The 17388-nt window shown below is 38.2% G+C and carries 11 protein-coding genes, 1 tRNA gene and 2 rRNA genes (1 of these 14 running past the window's edge); 2 read left to right on the plus strand and 12 right to left on the minus strand.

Going from position 1 to position 17388, the window contains the following annotated elements:
• Nucleotides 1-90: 90 nt before the first annotated feature.
• The 7 genes from gltX to AL499_RS05820 all read right to left on the minus strand — a co-directional run bounded on the left by gltX (nt 91) and on the right by AL499_RS05820 (nt 9097).
• Entirely contained in the window at nt 91-1548 is a 1458-nt protein-coding gene (gltX, locus tag AL499_RS05790; RefSeq protein WP_002459951.1) for a glutamate--tRNA ligase, read from the minus strand.
• Nucleotides 1549-1871: 323 nt separating this feature from the next.
• Complete coding sequence (locus tag AL499_RS05795; RefSeq protein WP_002459952.1) at nt 1872-2939, minus strand: PIN/TRAM domain-containing protein; 1068 nt, start codon at nt 2937-2939, stop codon at nt 1872-1874.
• A 34-nt stretch (nt 2940-2973) separates the two neighbouring features.
• Nucleotides 2974-4341 carry a DNA repair protein RadA gene (gene radA, locus AL499_RS05800; RefSeq protein ID WP_002459953.1) on the minus strand — a complete coding sequence of 456 codons (1368 nt, stop codon included), beginning with the start codon at nt 4339-4341 and terminating at the stop codon, nt 2974-2976.
• A 231-nt stretch (nt 4342-4572) separates the two neighbouring features.
• Nucleotides 4573-7032, minus strand: a complete 2460-nt coding sequence (locus tag AL499_RS05805; protein WP_002492959.1) for an ATP-dependent Clp protease ATP-binding subunit — start codon at nt 7030-7032, stop codon at nt 4573-4575.
• A 13-nt stretch (nt 7033-7045) separates the two neighbouring features.
• Entirely contained in the window at nt 7046-8059 is a 1014-nt protein-coding gene (locus tag AL499_RS05810) for a protein arginine kinase (RefSeq protein WP_002492974.1), read from the minus strand.
• Nucleotides 8052-8609 (minus strand): UvrB/UvrC motif-containing protein, encoded by a 558-nt coding sequence (locus AL499_RS05815; protein ID WP_002459956.1) that lies wholly within the window; start codon nt 8607-8609, stop codon nt 8052-8054. Before AL499_RS05815 ends, AL499_RS05810 begins: the two co-directional genes overlap by 8 nt.
• A gap of 26 nt (nt 8610-8635) precedes the next feature.
• Nucleotides 8636-9097: a CtsR family transcriptional regulator gene (locus AL499_RS05820; RefSeq protein WP_002459957.1), complete on the minus strand. Its 462-nt coding sequence runs from the start codon at nt 9095-9097 to the stop codon at nt 8636-8638.
• 153 nt (nt 9098-9250) lie between these two features.
• On the opposite strand from AL499_RS05820, the gene AL499_RS05825 reads away from it, so the two are divergent.
• On the plus strand, nt 9251-10465 hold the full coding sequence (locus AL499_RS05825) for a NupC/NupG family nucleoside CNT transporter (RefSeq protein WP_002493014.1): 1215 nt from the start codon (nt 9251-9253) through the stop codon (nt 10463-10465).
• A gap of 230 nt (nt 10466-10695) precedes the next feature.
• Here AL499_RS05825 and pdxT read toward each other — a convergent pair whose 3' ends face one another.
• Nucleotides 10696-11250 carry a pyridoxal 5'-phosphate synthase glutaminase subunit PdxT gene (gene pdxT / locus AL499_RS05830; protein ID WP_002459959.1) on the minus strand — a complete coding sequence of 185 codons (555 nt, stop codon included), beginning with the start codon at nt 11248-11250 and terminating at the stop codon, nt 10696-10698.
• Between the two features lie 3 nt (nt 11251-11253).
• Entirely contained in the window at nt 11254-12141 is an 888-nt protein-coding gene (gene pdxS / locus AL499_RS05835; RefSeq protein WP_002459960.1) for a pyridoxal 5'-phosphate synthase lyase subunit PdxS, read from the minus strand.
• Nucleotides 12142-12238: 97 nt separating this feature from the next.
• Between pdxS and pdxR the strand changes: the two genes are divergently transcribed.
• Nucleotides 12239-13621: a MocR-like pyridoxine biosynthesis transcription factor PdxR gene (pdxR, locus tag AL499_RS05840; RefSeq protein WP_002459961.1), complete on the plus strand. Its 1383-nt coding sequence runs from the start codon at nt 12239-12241 to the stop codon at nt 13619-13621.
• A gap of 246 nt (nt 13622-13867) precedes the next feature.
• On the opposite strand, the gene rrf is transcribed toward pdxR, so the two are convergent.
• From rrf to AL499_RS05855, 3 genes are all read right to left on the minus strand, one after another.
• Nucleotides 13868-13982 (minus strand): 5S ribosomal RNA (rrf, locus tag AL499_RS05845).
• Between the two features lie 67 nt (nt 13983-14049).
• Nucleotides 14050-16971 (minus strand): 23S ribosomal RNA (locus AL499_RS05850).
• 341 nt (nt 16972-17312) lie between these two features.
• Nucleotides 17313-17388 (minus strand) — tRNA-Ile (locus AL499_RS05855); it runs 1 nt beyond the window's last position.

Here is a 17388-nt window from a genome sequence, read left to right on the forward strand (position 1 = left end):
TTATTTACTAATCCTTTGTGGACGATACAACTCTAATCATATGTCGTTTAGCTCAAAATTTCAAGTAGTTCCTCACTCGAACATGACTTCCTATGATACATATTGTTTCAGACGACTTAACACCTTGTCTTTACCTAACACTTCAATTGTATTTGGCAGTTCAGGACCATGCATTTGTCCAGTAACAGCAACACGTATTGGCATAAATAATTGTTTACCTTTAATACCTGTTTCTTTTTGAACTTCTTTGATTGTTTTTTTGATTTCTGCAGCTTCAAATGGTTCTAGCGCTTCGAGTTTGCCATACAAATGTTGCATTAATTCAGGAACTTGCGCACCATTGATTACTTCTTGTTCTTCTGCACCTAATTCTGGCATATCTTTAAAGAACATTTCGGACAATGGCACAATTTCTCCTGCATAGCTCATTTCTTTTTGATACAAGGCAATTAATTTTCGACCCCATTCGCGATCTTCCTCACTTGGTTGCTCAGGAATTAGATTTGCTTTGATTAAATGTGGTAACGCGAGTTCAAATACTGTTTCAGTATCTTTGGTCTTCATATATTGGTTGTTAACCCATGCTAATTTTTGTCTATCAAACATTGCTGGTGATTTAGATAAACGCTTTTCATCAAAGATTTTAATAAACGTTTCCTTAGAAAAGATTTCATCTTCACCTTCAGGAGACCAACCTAACAATGTAATAAAGTTAAACAATGCTTCTGGTAAATATCCTAAGTCACGATATTGCTCGATAAATTGTAAAATTTGACCATCGCGTTTACTTAGTTTCTTGCGCTCTTCATTGACGATTAATGACATGTGTGCGAAACGCGGCGGTTCCCAACCAAACGCATCATAAATCATTAATTGTTTTGGCGTATTTGAAACATGATCATCTCCGCGAATAACATCTGATATTTCCATATAGTGATCATCGACAGCTACTGCAAAATTGTATGTTGGCACCCCGTCTTTTTTAACGATAACCCAATCACCTATATTATTTGAGTCAAATGAAATTTCACCTTTAACCATGTCATTAAATGTATACGTATGATTTTGAGGTACACGAAAGCGAATAGCTGGTTGACGTCCTTCCGCTTCAAATTGTTGACGTTGTTCTTCTGTTAAATGCGCATGTTGTCCACCGTATCGAGGCATCTCGCCACGCGCGATTTGCGCTTCACGTTCTGCTTCTAATTCCTCTTCTGTCATATAACATTTATAAGCTTTATCTTCATCTAGTAATTGTTGAATAAGTGGGTTATAAAAATCTGCTCTTTCAGATTGACGATAAGGGCCATAACCTTTGTCTTTATCTACAGATTCATCCCAATCCAAGCCTAACCATTTTAAATTATTAAATTGTGAAGCTTCTCCGTCTTCCAAATTACGTTTACTGTCCGTATCTTCTATACGAACAACGAAATCTCCATCATAATGTTTCGCAAATAAATAATTAAATAGCGCCGTTCTGGCATTGCCAATATGCAAATATCCAGTTGGACTTGGTGCGTATCTTACTCTAACGCGATTACTCATTATATTCACTCCTACGTCATTTATTTCTTGTTTTCATCACTTACGCAACACTTCGCATATCTTTTAAGTTAATAAGAAAAAGCTATTCTTAAAAATCAACTTTCCGCTACATTAATTCTTAGTGAATAACTTTCAGGGCCATGTTCAGTTGGTAAGACAATATTTTCTCATATATTGTAGCACTTATTCAGTACTTTGATAAGTACCATGTTTTGTCATATCCTTGCCTTATAACAAAAAAGTTTCATGTAATTCGTACACACTAAATTTTGCTCGTATACGTTTCACATGAAACTGTTAATGTTTAATGATTGGTTTGTTAATCACAGGTTATCATCAATTTTTTTAGCAAAGACAATACGACCTGATGACGTCTGCAACAGACTAATTACTTCTAATTCTACTTGCTGACCAACCAACTGTTTTGCATTATCTACGACGACCATTGTCCCATCATCAAGATAGCCAACACCTTGTCCAGGCTCTTTCCCCATCTTTGTGAGTAAGATGTTTAAGTAGTCACCTTGATGTACATTGGGTTTAATTGCTTCTGATAAGTCATTCACATTGAGTGCTTGAATGCCTTGAACATGACAAACTTTATTTAAATTAAAATCCGTCGTAATGACATGCGCATGATACGACTGTGCTAATTTAACTAATAGTGTATCAATATCGCTATGTGACTTTTGCGGATGGATTACACGCGTTGGATAGTCTAAATCATAGAGTTGATTTAATACGTCTAAGCCACGTTGTCCCTTTTCTCGCTTAACGCTGTCATTGGCATCAGCAACAATCTGCAACTCATTAATTACACCTTGTGGAATTAAAATTTCACCATCTATAAATCCACAGCGAATCACTTCTAGTATTCTCCCATCAATAATAGCACTTGTATCTAACAGTTTAGGCACCGCACTACGATGACTTTGCGACATTGAACGCGCCATATTTTCGGGTAAAAATAGCAACATTTCGTCTCGTTTCTTTAAACCAAATTGAAATCCTAAATAACATAAAATTAATGTAATAATAATTGGTATAAAATGATTAAATATCGAGTTGCCAATCATTTCTAAAATAAATGATGCCATAACTGCAATAAGTAATCCTATAATAAGACCAATTGTCGCAAATAGTATTTCAACAGCACTTCTCTTCATAATCCACTGTTCCATAGTGCGGATTAATTGTGTTACTTGGTTAATGAAAAAACCAAAAATAATAAAGAATATGAGCGCACCAAGCAACCCATCTATATAATGATTTTTTAAAATTGGATAACTTGTAACCCCTATATCATTGACGACTTCTGGAATAATAAGAATTCCTAGAGCAGCACCAACAATAAAGTAGATGATTACTACTATAAATTTAAGTATATCCATTCAACTTTCACCTCTTTGGCTGTGTATGAAAATTTTAAGCTTTGAAAGCATATTTCAATGCCTCATGTACTGTCGAAACACCTATGACTTGTATATTGTCAGGAAATGTCCATCCGCCGATATTTGTTTTAGGGAGTATCACACGTTTAAATCCTAGTTTAGCTGCTTCTTGAACGCGTTGTTCAATACGTGACACACGTCTGACTTCACCAGTCAAACCTACTTCTCCAATATAACAATCTAAACCATCAACCGCTTCATCTTTAAAGCTTGATGCAGTTGCTACAATTACACTTAAGTCTACAGCCGGTTCTGTTAATCTTACACCACCTGCTACTTTAATATATGCATCTTGTTGCTGCAATAAATAATTTTCTTTCTTTTCAAGCACTGCCATAAGCAGGCTCAGACGGTTATGGTCAATACCTGTTGCCATACGTCGTGGATTATTAAACGTTGTTGGGGTCACTAAAGCTTGTACTTCAATAAGTAATGGTCGTGTTCCTTCCATTGTCGACACAATTGTTGAACCCGGAACATTTGTTGAACGTTCTTCTAAAAACATTTCGGACGGGTTTTTGACACCTTTCAAACCACTTTGCTTCATTTCGAAAATACCCATTTCATTTGTTGAACCAAAACGGTTTTTAACAGCACGTAAAATACGATACGCATGATGTTCATCACCTTCAAAATAAAGCACTGTATCTACCATGTGTTCTAACAATCGTGGACCAGCTATCTGCCCCTCTTTAGTCACATGTCCTACAATAAATGTGGCAATATCCATCTGCTTCGCAATATTCATCAAACTTTGAGTACTCTCACGCACTTGAGAAACAGATCCGGGTGCCGATGCAATCTCAGGATGGTAAATCGTCTGAATAGAGTCCACCACTAAAATATCTGGCTTAGTTTCTGAAACGGTTTGGTGAATAACTTCTAAATCTGTCTCAGCTAACACATTTAATTGACTAGAGTCTTCCTCTAAGCGTTCTGCTCTCAATTTTGTTTGATTTAATGATTCCTCACCTGTAATATACAGCACGTTTAATTGTTGCGAAAGCGAGGCACAGATTTGTAGTAATAGTGTTGATTTCCCGATACCTGGATCTCCACCAATCAACACTAAAGAACCACTAACAATCCCCCCACCTAACACACGATTAAACTCTTGAGATTTCGTTTGCACACGTGGTGTCGATTCATGTTGAATACTGTTTAATTTTTGAACTTTTCCGGTAGCCGTTTGTGCTTTAACCCCATGTTTAGGATGTGCAGCCTTCTGTTCTATAATCTCTTCCATTTGGTTCCAAGCACCACAATTAGGACATTTACCCATCCATTTAGGAGATTGATAGCCACATGCCATACACTCAAAAATGATTTTCTTCTTGGCCACTTTCGCACCTCCACAATTTTCATTAAATCCATTTTATACATTGCACACGGTTATGACAAATGTTTAGAGATTCAAATAGATAGGAAATCATCATTTAACAAATAATATATCAAATAACTACAATAAAATTATTTTTTACCTATAGTTTATGTACATTTATTCATTTTATATTAAAAATGAAAAAAAACGCTCGCTAAATCTATCTAGCGAGCGCATTAATTTCCAGTCTTTCTATGCTTGAGTCATTTCTTCTTCAGAATTAGCAGTTCTATCATGAATATCATATTTAAACTCCGTACCATCATGATCGATAGTCACTGCTTTACCTTCGATTTGATTACCTTCTAAAATTAATTCACTTAAATTATCTTCAACTGTTTTTTGAATTGCACGAATGAGTGGACGAGCACCATATTCCGGATCATAACCTTCTTCAGCAATAACTTCTTTCGCTTTGTCTGTAACCTCAATTTGAATATCTTGTTCTGACAAACGTTGCGTTAATTTATTAACTATCATTGTGACAATTTCTTTTAATTCGTCTTTAGATAATTTATGGAAGACAATAATATCATCCACACGGTTTAAGAACTCTGGACGGAAAGCATTTTTAAGCTCTTTCATCATTGTTTTACGAATTGTCTCATAATCCTGACCTTCGCTTGCACCACCAAATCCAGCAAATCGTTGATCTTGTAGCTCTTGGGCACCAACGTTTGATGTCATGATAATTACAGTATTGCGGAAATCTACACGACGTCCTTTCGTATCTGTTAAATGTCCATCATCTAATACTTGAAGTAAAATATTAAATACATCTGGATGCGCTTTTTCGATTTCGTCAAATAAAATAACTGAATATGGTTTGCGTCTTACTTTTTCAGTTAATTGACCACCGTCATCATGGCCTACATATCCTGGAGGCGCCCCAACTAAGCGACTCACAGCGTGTTTTTCCATGAATTCACTCATATCAACACGAATCATCGCATCTTCTTCACCAAACATTGTTTCAGCTAATGCACGTGCTAATTCTGTTTTACCAACCCCTGTAGGTCCTAAGAAGATGAAACTACCAATTGGACGCTTAGGATCCTTCAAGCCGGCACGTGCACGACGCACAGCTTTACTAATTGATGTCACAGCGTCATTTTGGCCTATGACACGACCATGTAATGTCGCTTCGAGATTTAATAGTCGATCTGATTCTGTTTCATTAATTTTTGTTAAAGGAATTCCGGTCCAACCGGCGATAACTTCAGCAATATCTTCTTGCGACAATTCTGTGTTACTACCACCTTGCGCATTTTGCCATTCTTTTTTGGCATCTTCATATTGCTTTTCTAATTTAGATTGTTTATCTCTAAGGTTGGCTGCATTTTCAAATTCTTGAGCGTGAACTGCAGCATCTTTTTCTTTTTTTACAGTTTCAATTTCTTGCTCAATTGATTTTAAATTTGTTGGTGTTGTATGACTTCTTAATCTTACTTTAGAACTTGCTTCATCAATTAAATCAATGGCTTTGTCAGGCAAGAAGCGATCTGAAACATAGCGGTCACTTAATTTTGCGGCCGCATCTAAAGCTTGATCTGAAATGTTAATACGATGATGTGCTTCGTATCGATCACGCAATCCTTTTAAAATTTCGATTGTATCCTCAACTGACGGCTCATCAACTTGTACCGGTTGGAAACGACGTTCTAAAGCGGCATCTTTTTCGATGTTTTTACGATATTCATCTAAAGTAGTCGCACCAATGCATTGTAACTCACCACGTGCAAGTGCTGGTTTTAAAATGTTTGAAGCGTCAATAGCACCTTCTGCACCACCTGCACCAACGAGCGTGTGTAACTCGTCAATAAATAGAATCACGTTGCCGGCTTGATGAATCTCTTCCATTACTTTTTTCAAGCGTTCTTCAAACTCACCACGATATTTCGTACCTGCTACAACCGTACCCATATCTAATGACATCACACGTTTGTCTTTTAACGTTTCTGGCACTTCATTATTTATGATTGCTTGTGCTAAACCTTCAGCAATAGCTGTTTTACCTACACCTGGTTCACCAATAAGTACAGGATTATTTTTAGTTCGACGGCTCAAGACTTCAATCACACGTGTAATCTCTTTTGTTCTACCGATAACCGGATCTAATGTGCCATCTTTAGCAATCACCGTTAAGTCACGCGCTAAGCTATCTAACGTTGGTGTATTATTAGATTTATTTGTTTGTGCATTTTTCGTACCCATCTCTGGACTACCTAATGCTTTCACAACTTGAGCCCGTGCCTTCGTAATATTTAAATCTAAATTTGCAAAAACACGTGCCGCTACACCTTCATTTTCACGAATTAAACCTAATAAAATATGTTCTGTACCAACAAAATTGTGATGAAGTTTTCTAGCTTCATCCATTGATAATTCAATGACTTTTTTAGCTCTAGGTGTATATCTTAACGTCCCAGCTTGTTCTTGTCCGTGGCCAATAAGTTTTTCGACTTCGGTAATCACTTTATCTTCAGTAATATTGAAACTTTCTAATACTTTAGCAGCAATACCTTCAGGTTCCTTCATTAAACCTAATAACAAGTGTTCAGTACCAATATTTGAGTGGTTCAAACGAATAGCTTCTTCTTGTGCATGTGCTAAAACACGCTGCGCACGTTCAGTTAATCTACCAAATAACATATCTATTTACCTCCTATATGGTCTGAGCTCTTAAAATATCTGCACGTTTCTCATTGACGGATTTCTCATCGTCCTCGTCTTCATCGTTATACAAGAAAGCAGATTGAATACTCACCATTAATTCATTAAAATTAAAATCTTGCAATTGTACATATCCTAAATCAATTCCTAATTTCACTTCACTAAGTCGATAGGATGCTTCTTCCATAGAAATCATTCTACAATTTTGTAATATACCAAGCGAACGATAAACACGATCCAACGTTTCAATTTGGTTATATGTGTGTAACCGTTCGCGAATTTGCATTTCTTCATTAATAATTTGATTAACAACTTCTGTTAAATTATCGATGATGTCTTGTTCTGTTTTCCCTAAAGTTAGTTGATTTGAAACCTGATATATATGTCCATAGACCTGCGAACCCTCTCCATATATACCACGAATTGTAAAGCCAAAACGATTAATTGTTTGAGCAATACGATTCATTCGTTTCATTATCGATAAACCAGGCAAATGTAACATAATACTTGCTCTCATGCCTGTTCCAATATTGGTTGGGCATGTAGTTAAGTACCCTAAATGTTCATCGTAACTAATATCTAACGCTTTATCGAGTAAATCATCAATATCAGATGCTTTCGTATATAATTCAGACAAAGATAACTCAGGTGACATCGCTTGTATGCGTATATGATCTTCTTCATTAATCATAATACTAAGAGATTCATCCTCGTTAGTCATCACTGCCGATGCTGGTTGCTTAATTAGTTCAGGACTGACTAAATGTTTCGCAACAAGTTGCATCTTACTTTGCTGGTCCATGCGATCTAGACGTTGTAAATCTAGATCTGGCAATGCATCCTGAACTTCATTAATAACTCGAAAACCTTCTTGTTCAGATGGAAACATAAGTGGGTGTACATGATTTTCAAGATTACGTGCTAAGCGAATTCGTGATGACATAACAACTGGTGCTGTTTCGATATTGGTCAATATATCATCAGGATTAATATTATAATCATTCATCATGTAACACCTCACTCTGTTGCTTTAATGCTTTTATCTCATCTCTTACAAGAGCAGCTTCTTCAAATTTTTGTTCATCTATTAATACATTTAAATATTGTGATTTTTCTTCAATTTGTTTTTTTATTGCTAATTTTTGATGTGATGAATGCGGCGTTTTCCCAACATGTTCATACTGTCCACCTTGCACCCGTCTCACAATATCAATAATGTCATCTTTAAAGGTAGCATAGCATTGTGCACAGCCAAACTTACCAACATGCGCAATATCTTTTAAGGTCATATGACAAGTTGGACACTGTTTTTCTTCTTGAAAAGCAACATTTTGAAAATCAATACCATGTTTTGTAGCTAAATGTTGTAATATTTGCTTTACAACAAATGCTTCTTCAATATCATCTTGATACTGGTGATGAGATGTGTAATTCTGATTCCATGGATTTTCTCCTTGTGCACAAACAGGACAAACCCATTTCTCACTGGTTCCATTTTTACTTTTAACCGTAAGCTTTACCTCTGCTTCATTTAAGTGGCAATTTTCACAAAGCACGTCTTAACACCTCGCATTTTTCAGTATTAATAGTAATTAATCACCGGTAAGATTCGTTTTAAAATATTTGCTCGGATAATATCTCTAGACATGACATCCATTTTTAATGTTTCACGGTCAATGACAGCTTGTATCATTTTAGCTTCTCTTTCACTAATCAAACCTTTTTCAAGCAAGCCGTCAATAACATAGTAACCTTGCTGCTGTGAAATGGTTGGTCCAATTAATTGAAGCAAGTGATTAATATACCCCGTTGCATCTTTATTTTCAATTTTCGTGATTCGGATGTATCCACCGCCTCCACGTTTACTTTCTATTTCATAACCATGCTCATTGGTGAATCTGGTTTTAATAACGTAATTTAATTGAGAAGGCACACAATCAAACCGCTGTGCTATATTGGCTCGTTGTATTTCAACAGCGTCTCCATTCGTTTCTTCAAATAATTTTTTAATGTACTGCTCTATGATGTCAGACATATTGTGCATGCTTATCACCCCTTTTGACCTTCTTTGACTATATTATATGACCAACTTTGACCATTTTCAACCAATTTGTTTTTCAATTTAAAAAATAAAGGTGTTTGTTCACATCTATTTATTGTATGATAAGATTTAGAAAAAAGATTAAGGAGCAGGTCTATGCATATTCTCATTGGGATAATTGGAATCGTTTTCTTCTTAGCGCTTGCCTTTGCATTTAGCTCAGATAGAAAGCATATTCGTTGGAAGTACGTCGCTTTGTTACTTGTGATTCAATTTATATTCGCCTTTATTTTACTTAAAACGACGGCAGGTATACATGTCATCGGAGGAATTTCAAACGGCTTTAATTATTTACTACAAAAAGCTGCAGAAGGCGTTAACTTTGTCTTTGGTGGATTTAAATTTGTTAATCCTAAAAACCCTCCATTCTTCTTTAGTGTTTTATTACCGATTGTATTTATCTCTGCGTTAATCGGCATACTACAATACACTCGCATCCTACCACTCATTATTAAGGGGTTAGGCTGGTTAATTTCTAAAATCAATGGCATGGGACGTTTAGAATCTTATAATGCCGTCGCCGCAGCCATCTTAGGGCAATCTGAAGTTTTTATTTCTTTAAAAAAACAATTACCTTACATACCGAAACAACGGTTATATACATTAACCGCTTCAGCTATGTCTACCGTTTCAGCTTCAATTATTGGCGCATACTTTACTTTAATTGAACCAAAGTATGTCGTAACGGCAGTTGTACTTAACCTTTTTGGTGGTTTCATTATTGCATCAATTATTAATCCTTATAAAGTGAATGAAGAAGAAGATAAATTATTAGTAGATGAAACAGAAACTAAAAATCAATCTTTCTTTGAAATGTTAGGAGAGTACATTTTAGATGGATTTAAAGTAGCGGTTATCGTTGGGGCAATGCTCATTGGCTATATCGCCATTATCGCATTACTAAACGGTATCGTTAGTGGTCTTTTAAGTGTCATAACGCATGGCGCTGTCTCTTGGGATTTCCAAACTTTAATTGGCTTTGTCTTTGCACCTTTAGCCTTTTTATCTGGTGTTCCATGGAACGAAGCTGTACAGTCTGGTTCAGTTATGGCAACAAAACTGCTTTCTAATGAATTTGTTGCTATGCAATCATTAGGTAAACTATCAGATATTTCAACGCACGCTAAAGGCGTAACTTCAGTATTCCTAGTATCATTCGCTAACTTTAGCTCAATTGGAATTATTTCTGGTGCCATTAAATCACTTAACTCTGAAAAAGGTGATATTGTTGCTCGCTTTGGCTTAAAATTATTGTTCGGTGCTACACTAGTTTCATTTATCTCCGCAACAATTGCTGGATTCTTTATTTAAATAAATATTAAATAGACATATTATCGTTTTGTGATGCTATAAGAGCCTATATCGTAGGCATCTTATAGCATCATTTTTTTATACTTTCTTGCTATCTCTTATAAAAAAGCGAATATTTTAAAATAGCTATTTAATGTAGAGCAAATCTTGCATCGTATCATTGTCTCATATTAATAGGTTATATTAAAAAAGAGCACTCATTTTTTGAGTGCTCTTTCAACAAGACTATGTTATTTGACCATATGTTCAATAAAGTATTGCGTAACTCTATAATCATCCGTTAACTCAGGATGGAATGATACACCTAAATAGTTCCCTTGTTTAACTGCAACAATTTTATCGCCAACAGTACTTAATACTTCTACGCCATCTTCTACGCTAGCAATATGTGGTGCTCTAATAAAAACACCTTCTATATCTTCAGCAATGCCTTTAATATCAAGTTCTGATTCAAAACTATCTACTTGTCTACCAAACGAATTACGTTCTACAGTGATATCCAATTTTTTTAAATACCCTGTTTCACCTTCGACATGTTTAGCTAATACAATTAGGCCAGCACATGTGCCAAACATAGGTAAGTTAGATTGTTGTAATTTTTCTTTAAAACCATATAAATCCATCAATCTTCTAAGTGTGGTTGACTCACCACCAGGAAGAATCAATCCATCAATTTCTTCTAGTTGTTCTACTCTTTTAATTGCTATGCCTTCGTGACCACTTAATTCAATATGACGAATATGTTCACGCACAGCGCCTTGCAATGCCAATACACCTATCTTCATATCTTACCAACCACGCTCTTGCATACGTTCTTCTAATGAAATTTTATTTATATCTAAGCCTTTCATTGCTGTTCCTAATTCTGCAGCCAATTTACCAATTAACTCATAATCTTGATAATGTGTCGTCGCTTGTACAATCGCTTTCGCAAATTTTTCAGGATCTTCTGATTTGAAAATACCTGAACCTACAAAGACGCCATCTGCACCCAATTCCATCATTAAAGCAGCATCCTGAGGTGTTGCTACACCTCCAGCAGCAAAGTTAACAACTGGTAGGCGACCGTTATCCTTGATTTGTTTCAAGATTTCATATGGCGCACCTAATTCTTTAGCATACGTCATAATTTCATCGTCGTTCATTACTACTAAACGACTAACTTCAGCATTTACTTTTCTCATATGACGTACTGCTTCAACAATGTTTCCAGTTCCAGGTTCACCTTTCGTACGTAACATTGCTGCACCTTCACCAATACGACGTGCGGCTTCACCTAAATCACGACACCCACAAACAAACGGTACAGTAAACTGGTCTTTTCTTAAATGATATTCTTCATCAGCTGGTGTTAATACTTCAGATTCATCAATATAATCGACCCCCATAGCTTCGAGCACACGCGCTTCAGTAATGTGTCCAATACGTGCTTTAGCCATAACCGGTATAGAAACAGCGTTCATTACTTCTTCAACAATTTTAGGGTTAGCGCTACGTGCTACCCCTCCTGCCGCTCTAATATCAGAAGGCACACGCTCTAATGCCATAACAGCAACCGCTCCAGCTTCCTCCGCGATTCTAGCTTGTTCTGCATTAACAACGTCCATAATGACGCCGCCTTTTTGCATTTCAGCCATACCTCGTTTAACTCTTTCAGATCCTACAATTTTAGACATGTAAATTGCCCCTTTTCTAATTGATTAAATCCATTCTAAACGATAAACTGATATTGAAAAAGGTTCAATTTTATAATAAATAAAGAGGCCAGATGATATGAAGAAGAAAACTGCACTATACCAATCACTCTATGAAAAATTAAAAGCCCAAATTATTGAAGGTCATTATCAGGCAAATGAAAAGTTTCCTTCAAAGCGACAATTAAGTGAACATTTATCACTTAGTCATACAACAATCGAACATGCCTATCAACTTTTACTAGATGAAGGATTTATTTATGCCAAACCACGTTCAGGCTATTATGTATCAGATATCGAATCACTGCCTGTCGTACCACAAACATCAGGGTTTCATGAAATCAACTTCATTCAGAAGTCAACGCCAAAATCACATTACCGCTATGCCTTCAACTTGGCTGAAATAGATGCTGAAAACTTTCCATTGCATACATTAAGAAAATATGCTCGAGATGTTTTTGATGATAGTAATATAGACCTTTTACAACATGGACATCCACAGGGTGAATTGGCATTAAGACAACAAATTGCCCATTATTTATTTAACAGCAGAGGGGTTACTTGTCATCCAAATCAAATTATTATCGGTTCTTCTACAGAACAATTACTCGATATGATTACAGATGTACTATCAGATAGCTCCTTTATTATCGAACAACCAAGCTATCCACCAATTAAACAAACATTAGACAAGAAACAGATGCCTTATAAACAAGTTATAGTAGAAAAAGATGGCATCCAAGTCGATCCCATCTTTGAATACAATAATGATATTTTGTATATTACCCCTTCACATCAATTTCCAACGGGGCATATCATGAATTTAAAAAAACGCACCCAATTAATTCAATGGGCACAGCAGCAAGAAAAACGTTATATTATTGAAGATGATTACGACTCTGAGTTTAGATATTATGGCAAACCGATACCCGCTTTACAAAGTTTAGACACGAAAGGAAAAGTTATTTATATTAGTACATTTTCTAAGTCTCTATTTCCAAGTTGTCGTATAGCGTATATCGTTTTACCTTATCCAATATTAAACATATATAATCATCATCCATATAAAGAAGGAAATACAGTTCCCGTTCATATTCAACATATCGTCGAAAGATTTATGGCATCAGGCAGTTTTGAACGCCATCTAAATAAAATGAGAAAAATTTATCGCGACAAACTTACTTATATTTTAAATCAACTTGCACCTTACTCTAACCAATTAAAGATTGATGGCGCATTAACTGGCATGCATTTTACCATTCGGGTTATAAATGGGCTAACAATGGAACAATGTCTAGAAAACGCATCAAATATATCTCTTAAGCTGGAACCCTATTACTTCGATGATGCTAATGAACGCTATCCTACTTTTATTTTAGGGTTTGGTGGCATTTCAAATGAAGATTTGTCTAATCATGTCCAAGCACTAATAAGCGCACTCGTCATAAATGACTATGAGTGAGAATTTTGTAGACTTAAAAACTAAGTTTCAGTGCAAATGTTTTAAAATAATTTTAATCATTTAAAAAAGCAATAACTTTTTCATTTTTGAAGTATCGCATTTAATTTGTATTTTCTATAGGTCAGAATACGTCAGCTTCAATCGCTTTCTCTTCGCAAAGCCGTTATTTATCGACTTGTTTTTCAATTTTTGGCATAAAAAAGAGACCTCTCGGTCTCAATGCGGCTCATCGCATCCATTTGCTTTGCCTGGCAACGTCCTACTCTAGCGGAACGTAAGTCCGACTACCATCGGCGCTAAGGAGCTTAACTTCTGTGTTCGGCATGGGAACAGGTGTGACCTCCTTGCCATTATCACCAGACAAGTGAATGTTATACATTCAAAACTAGATAGTAAGTAAAATTGATTTTGCGTCGCAAAACATATATTTGATTAAGTCTTCGATCGATTAGTATTCGTCAGCTCCACGTGTCGCCACGCTTCCACCTCGAACCTATTAACCTCATCATCTTTGAGGGATCTTATAACCGAAGTTGGGAAATCTCATCTTGAGGGGGGCTTCATGCTTAGATGCTTTCAGCACTTATCCCGTCCATACATAGCTACCCAGCTATGCCGTTGGCACGACAACTGGTACACCAGAGGTATGTCCATCCCGGTCCTCTCGTACTAAGGACAGCTCCTCTCAAATTTCCTACGCCCACGACGGATAGGGACCGAACTGTCTCACGACGTTCTGAACCCAGCTCGCGTACCGCTTTAATGGGCGAACAGCCCAACCCTTGGGACCGACTACAGCCCCAGGATGCGATGAGCCGACATCGAGGTGCCAAACCTCCCCGTCGATGTGAACTCTTGGGGGAGATAAGCCTGTTATCCCCGGGGTAGCTTTTATCCGTTGAGCGATGGCCCTTCCATGCGGAACCACCGGATCACTAAGTCCGTCTTTCGACCCTGCTCGACTTGTAGGTCTCGCAGTCAAGCTCCCTTATGCCTTTACACTCTATGAATGATTTCCAACCATTCTGAGGGAACCTTTGAGCGCCTCCGTTACCTTTTAGGAGGCGACCGCCCCAGTCAAACTGCCCGCCTGACACTGTCTCCCACCACGATAAGTGGTGCGGGTTAGAAAGCCAACACAGCTAGGGTAGTATCCCACCAGCGCCTCCACGTAAGCTAGCGCTCACGTTTCAATGGCTCCTACCTATCCTGTACAAGCTGTGCCGAATTTCAATATCAGGCTACAGTAAAGCTCCACGGGGTCTTTCCGTCCTGTCGCGGGTAACCTGCATCTTCACAGGTACTATGATTTCACCGAGTCTCTCGTTGAGACAGTGCCCAAATCGTTACGCCTTTCGTGCGGGTCGGAACTTACCCGACAAGGAATTTCGCTACCTTAGGACCGTTATAGTTACGGCCGCCGTTTACTGGGGCTTCGATTCGTAGCTTCGCAGAAGCTAACCACTCCTCTTAACCTTCCAGCACCGGGCAGGCGTCAGCCCCTATACATCACCTTACGGTTTAGCAGAGACCTGTGTTTTTGATAAACAGTCGCTTGGGCCTATTCACTGCGGCTCTTCTGGGCTTGCACCCTAAAGAGCACCCCTTCTCCCGAAGTTACGGGGTCATTTTGCCGAGTTCCTTAACGAGAGTTCGCTCGCTCACCTTAGAATTCTCATCTTGACTACCTGTGTCAGTTTGCGGTACGGGCACCTGTTATCTATCTAGAGGCTTTTCTTGGCAGTGTGAAATCAACGACTCAAGGAAACAATTTCCTCTCCCCATCACAGCTTGACCTTATGAGTGCCGGATTTACCTAACACTCAGTCTCACTGCTTAGACGTACAATCCAATCGTACGCTTCGCCTATCCTACTGCGTCCCCCCATCGATTAAAACGATACTAGGTGGTACAGGAATATCAACCTGTTATCCATCGCCTACGCCTGTCGGCCTCAGCTTAGGACCCGACTAACCCAGAGCGGACGAGCCTTCCTCTGGAAACCTTAGTCAATCGGTGGACGGGATTCTCACCCGTCTTTCGCTACTCACACCGGCATTCTCACTTCTAAGCGCTCCACATGTCCTTGCGATCATGCTTCAACGCCCTTAGAACGCTCTCCTACCATTGTCCAAAGGACAATCCACAGCTTCGGTAATATGTTTAGCCCCGGTACATTTTCGGCGCAGTGTCACTCGACTAGTGAGCTATTACGCACTCTTTAAATGATGGCTGCTTCTAAGCCAACATCCTAGTTGTCTGGGCAACGCCACATCCTTTTCCACTTAACATATATTTTGGGACCTTAGCTGGTGGTCTGGGCTGTTTCCCTTTCGAACACGGACCTTATCACCCATGTTCTGACTCCCAAGTTAAATTAATTGGCATTCGGAGTTTGTCTGAATTCGGTAACCCGAGAGGGGCCCCTCGTCCAAACAGTGCTCTACCTCCAATAATCATCACTTGAGGCTAGCCCTAAAGCTATTTCGGAGAGAACCAGCTATCTCCAAGTTCGATTGGAATTTCTCCGCTACCCTCAGTTCATCCGCTCACTTTTCAACGTAAGTCGGTTCGGTCCTCCATTCAGTGTTACCTGAACTTCAACCTGACCAAGGGTAGATCACCTGGTTTCGGGTCTACGACCAAATACTCAACGCCCTATTCAGACTCGCTTTCGCTACGGCTCCACATTTCCTGCTTAACCTTGCATCAAATCGTAACTCGCCGGTTCATTCTACAAAAGGCACGCCATCACCCATTAACGGGCTCTGACTACTTGTAAGCACACGGTTTCAAGTTCTCTTTCACTCCCCTTCCGGGGTACTTTTCACCTTTCCCTCACGGTACTGGTTCACTATCGGTCACTAGAGAGTATTTAGCCTTAGGAGATGGTCCTCCCAGATTCCGACGGAATTTCACGTGCTCCGTCGTACTCAGGATCCACTCAAGAGAGAACATATTTTCAACTACAGGATTATTACCTTCTTTGATTCATCTTTCCAGATGATTCGTCTAATATATTCCTTTGTAACTCCGTATAGAGTGTCCTACAACCCCAATAAGCAAGCTTATTGGTTTGGGCTCTTCCCGTTTCGCTCGCCGCTACTCAGGGAATCGATTTTTCTTTCTCTTCCTCCGGGTACTAAGATGTTTCAGTTCTCCGGGTCTGCCTTCTAACATGCTATGTATTCACATGTCGATAACACAACATAACTTGTGCTGGGTTTCCCCATTCGGAAATCTCTGGATCAATGCTTACTTACAGCTACCCAAAGCATATCGTCGTTAGTAACGTCCTTCATCGGCTTCTAGTGCCAAGGCATCCACCGTGCGCCCTTAATAACTTAATCTTCCACACTGCGCTTTAAGTCAATCGCATTCATATGGCTTCGTTTCACCATTTTAAAGCTCATTCATTTTGAGTCAAACGCGCGCATGCTTTGTTGTTTCATCATTTCTAATGCTCATTTACAAAAGTAAACTGCGCTTAGAAATGCTTCAACGCCTCGCCTGACAAACGTTTTCTTTCAAAATTATATAAGTGTGTATGTGTTATTAATCTTGTGAGTGTTCTTTCGAACACTAGCGATTATTTCTTATGAATTCAAGCTTATTTAAAACTCTAATTCACTCGGTTTTGCTTGGTAAAATCTAATTTACTTACTTATCTAGTTTTCAATGTACAAAATAATGGTGGGCCTAAGTGGACTCGAACCACCGACCTCACGCTTATCAGGCGTGCGCTCTAACCAGCTGAGCTATAGGCC

The sequence above is a fragment of the Staphylococcus lugdunensis genome, assembly GCF_001558775.1.
Lineage (GTDB): Bacteria > Bacillota > Bacilli > Staphylococcales > Staphylococcaceae > Staphylococcus > Staphylococcus lugdunensis.

What these genes read in the sequence shown, in the direction of transcription:
- gltX (WP_002459951.1), bottom strand. Translation starts at nt 1,548, where the DNA reads ATGAGTAATCGCGTTAGAGTAAGATACGCACCAAGTCCAACTGGATAT.
- AL499_RS05795 (WP_002459952.1), bottom strand. Translation starts at nt 2,939, where the DNA reads ATGGATATACTTAAATTTATAGTAGTAATCATCTACTTTATTGTTGGT.
- AL499_RS05805 (WP_002492959.1), bottom strand. Translation starts at nt 7,032, where the DNA reads ATGTTATTTGGTAGATTAACTGAACGTGCGCAGCGTGTTTTAGCACAT.
- AL499_RS05810 (WP_002492974.1), bottom strand. Translation starts at nt 8,059, where the DNA reads ATGAATGATTATAATATTAATCCTGATGATATATTGACCAATATCGAA.
- AL499_RS05820 (WP_002459957.1), bottom strand. Translation starts at nt 9,097, where the DNA reads ATGCACAATATGTCTGACATCATAGAGCAGTACATTAAAAAATTATTT.
- AL499_RS05825 (WP_002493014.1), top strand. Translation starts at nt 9,251, where the DNA reads ATGCATATTCTCATTGGGATAATTGGAATCGTTTTCTTCTTAGCGCTT.
- pdxT (WP_002459959.1), bottom strand. Translation starts at nt 11,250, where the DNA reads ATGAAGATAGGTGTATTGGCATTGCAAGGCGCTGTGCGTGAACATATT.
- pdxS (WP_002459960.1), bottom strand. Translation starts at nt 12,141, where the DNA reads ATGTCTAAAATTGTAGGATCTGAAAGAGTTAAACGAGGTATGGCTGAA.
- pdxR (WP_002459961.1), top strand. Translation starts at nt 12,239, where the DNA reads ATGAAGAAGAAAACTGCACTATACCAATCACTCTATGAAAAATTAAAA.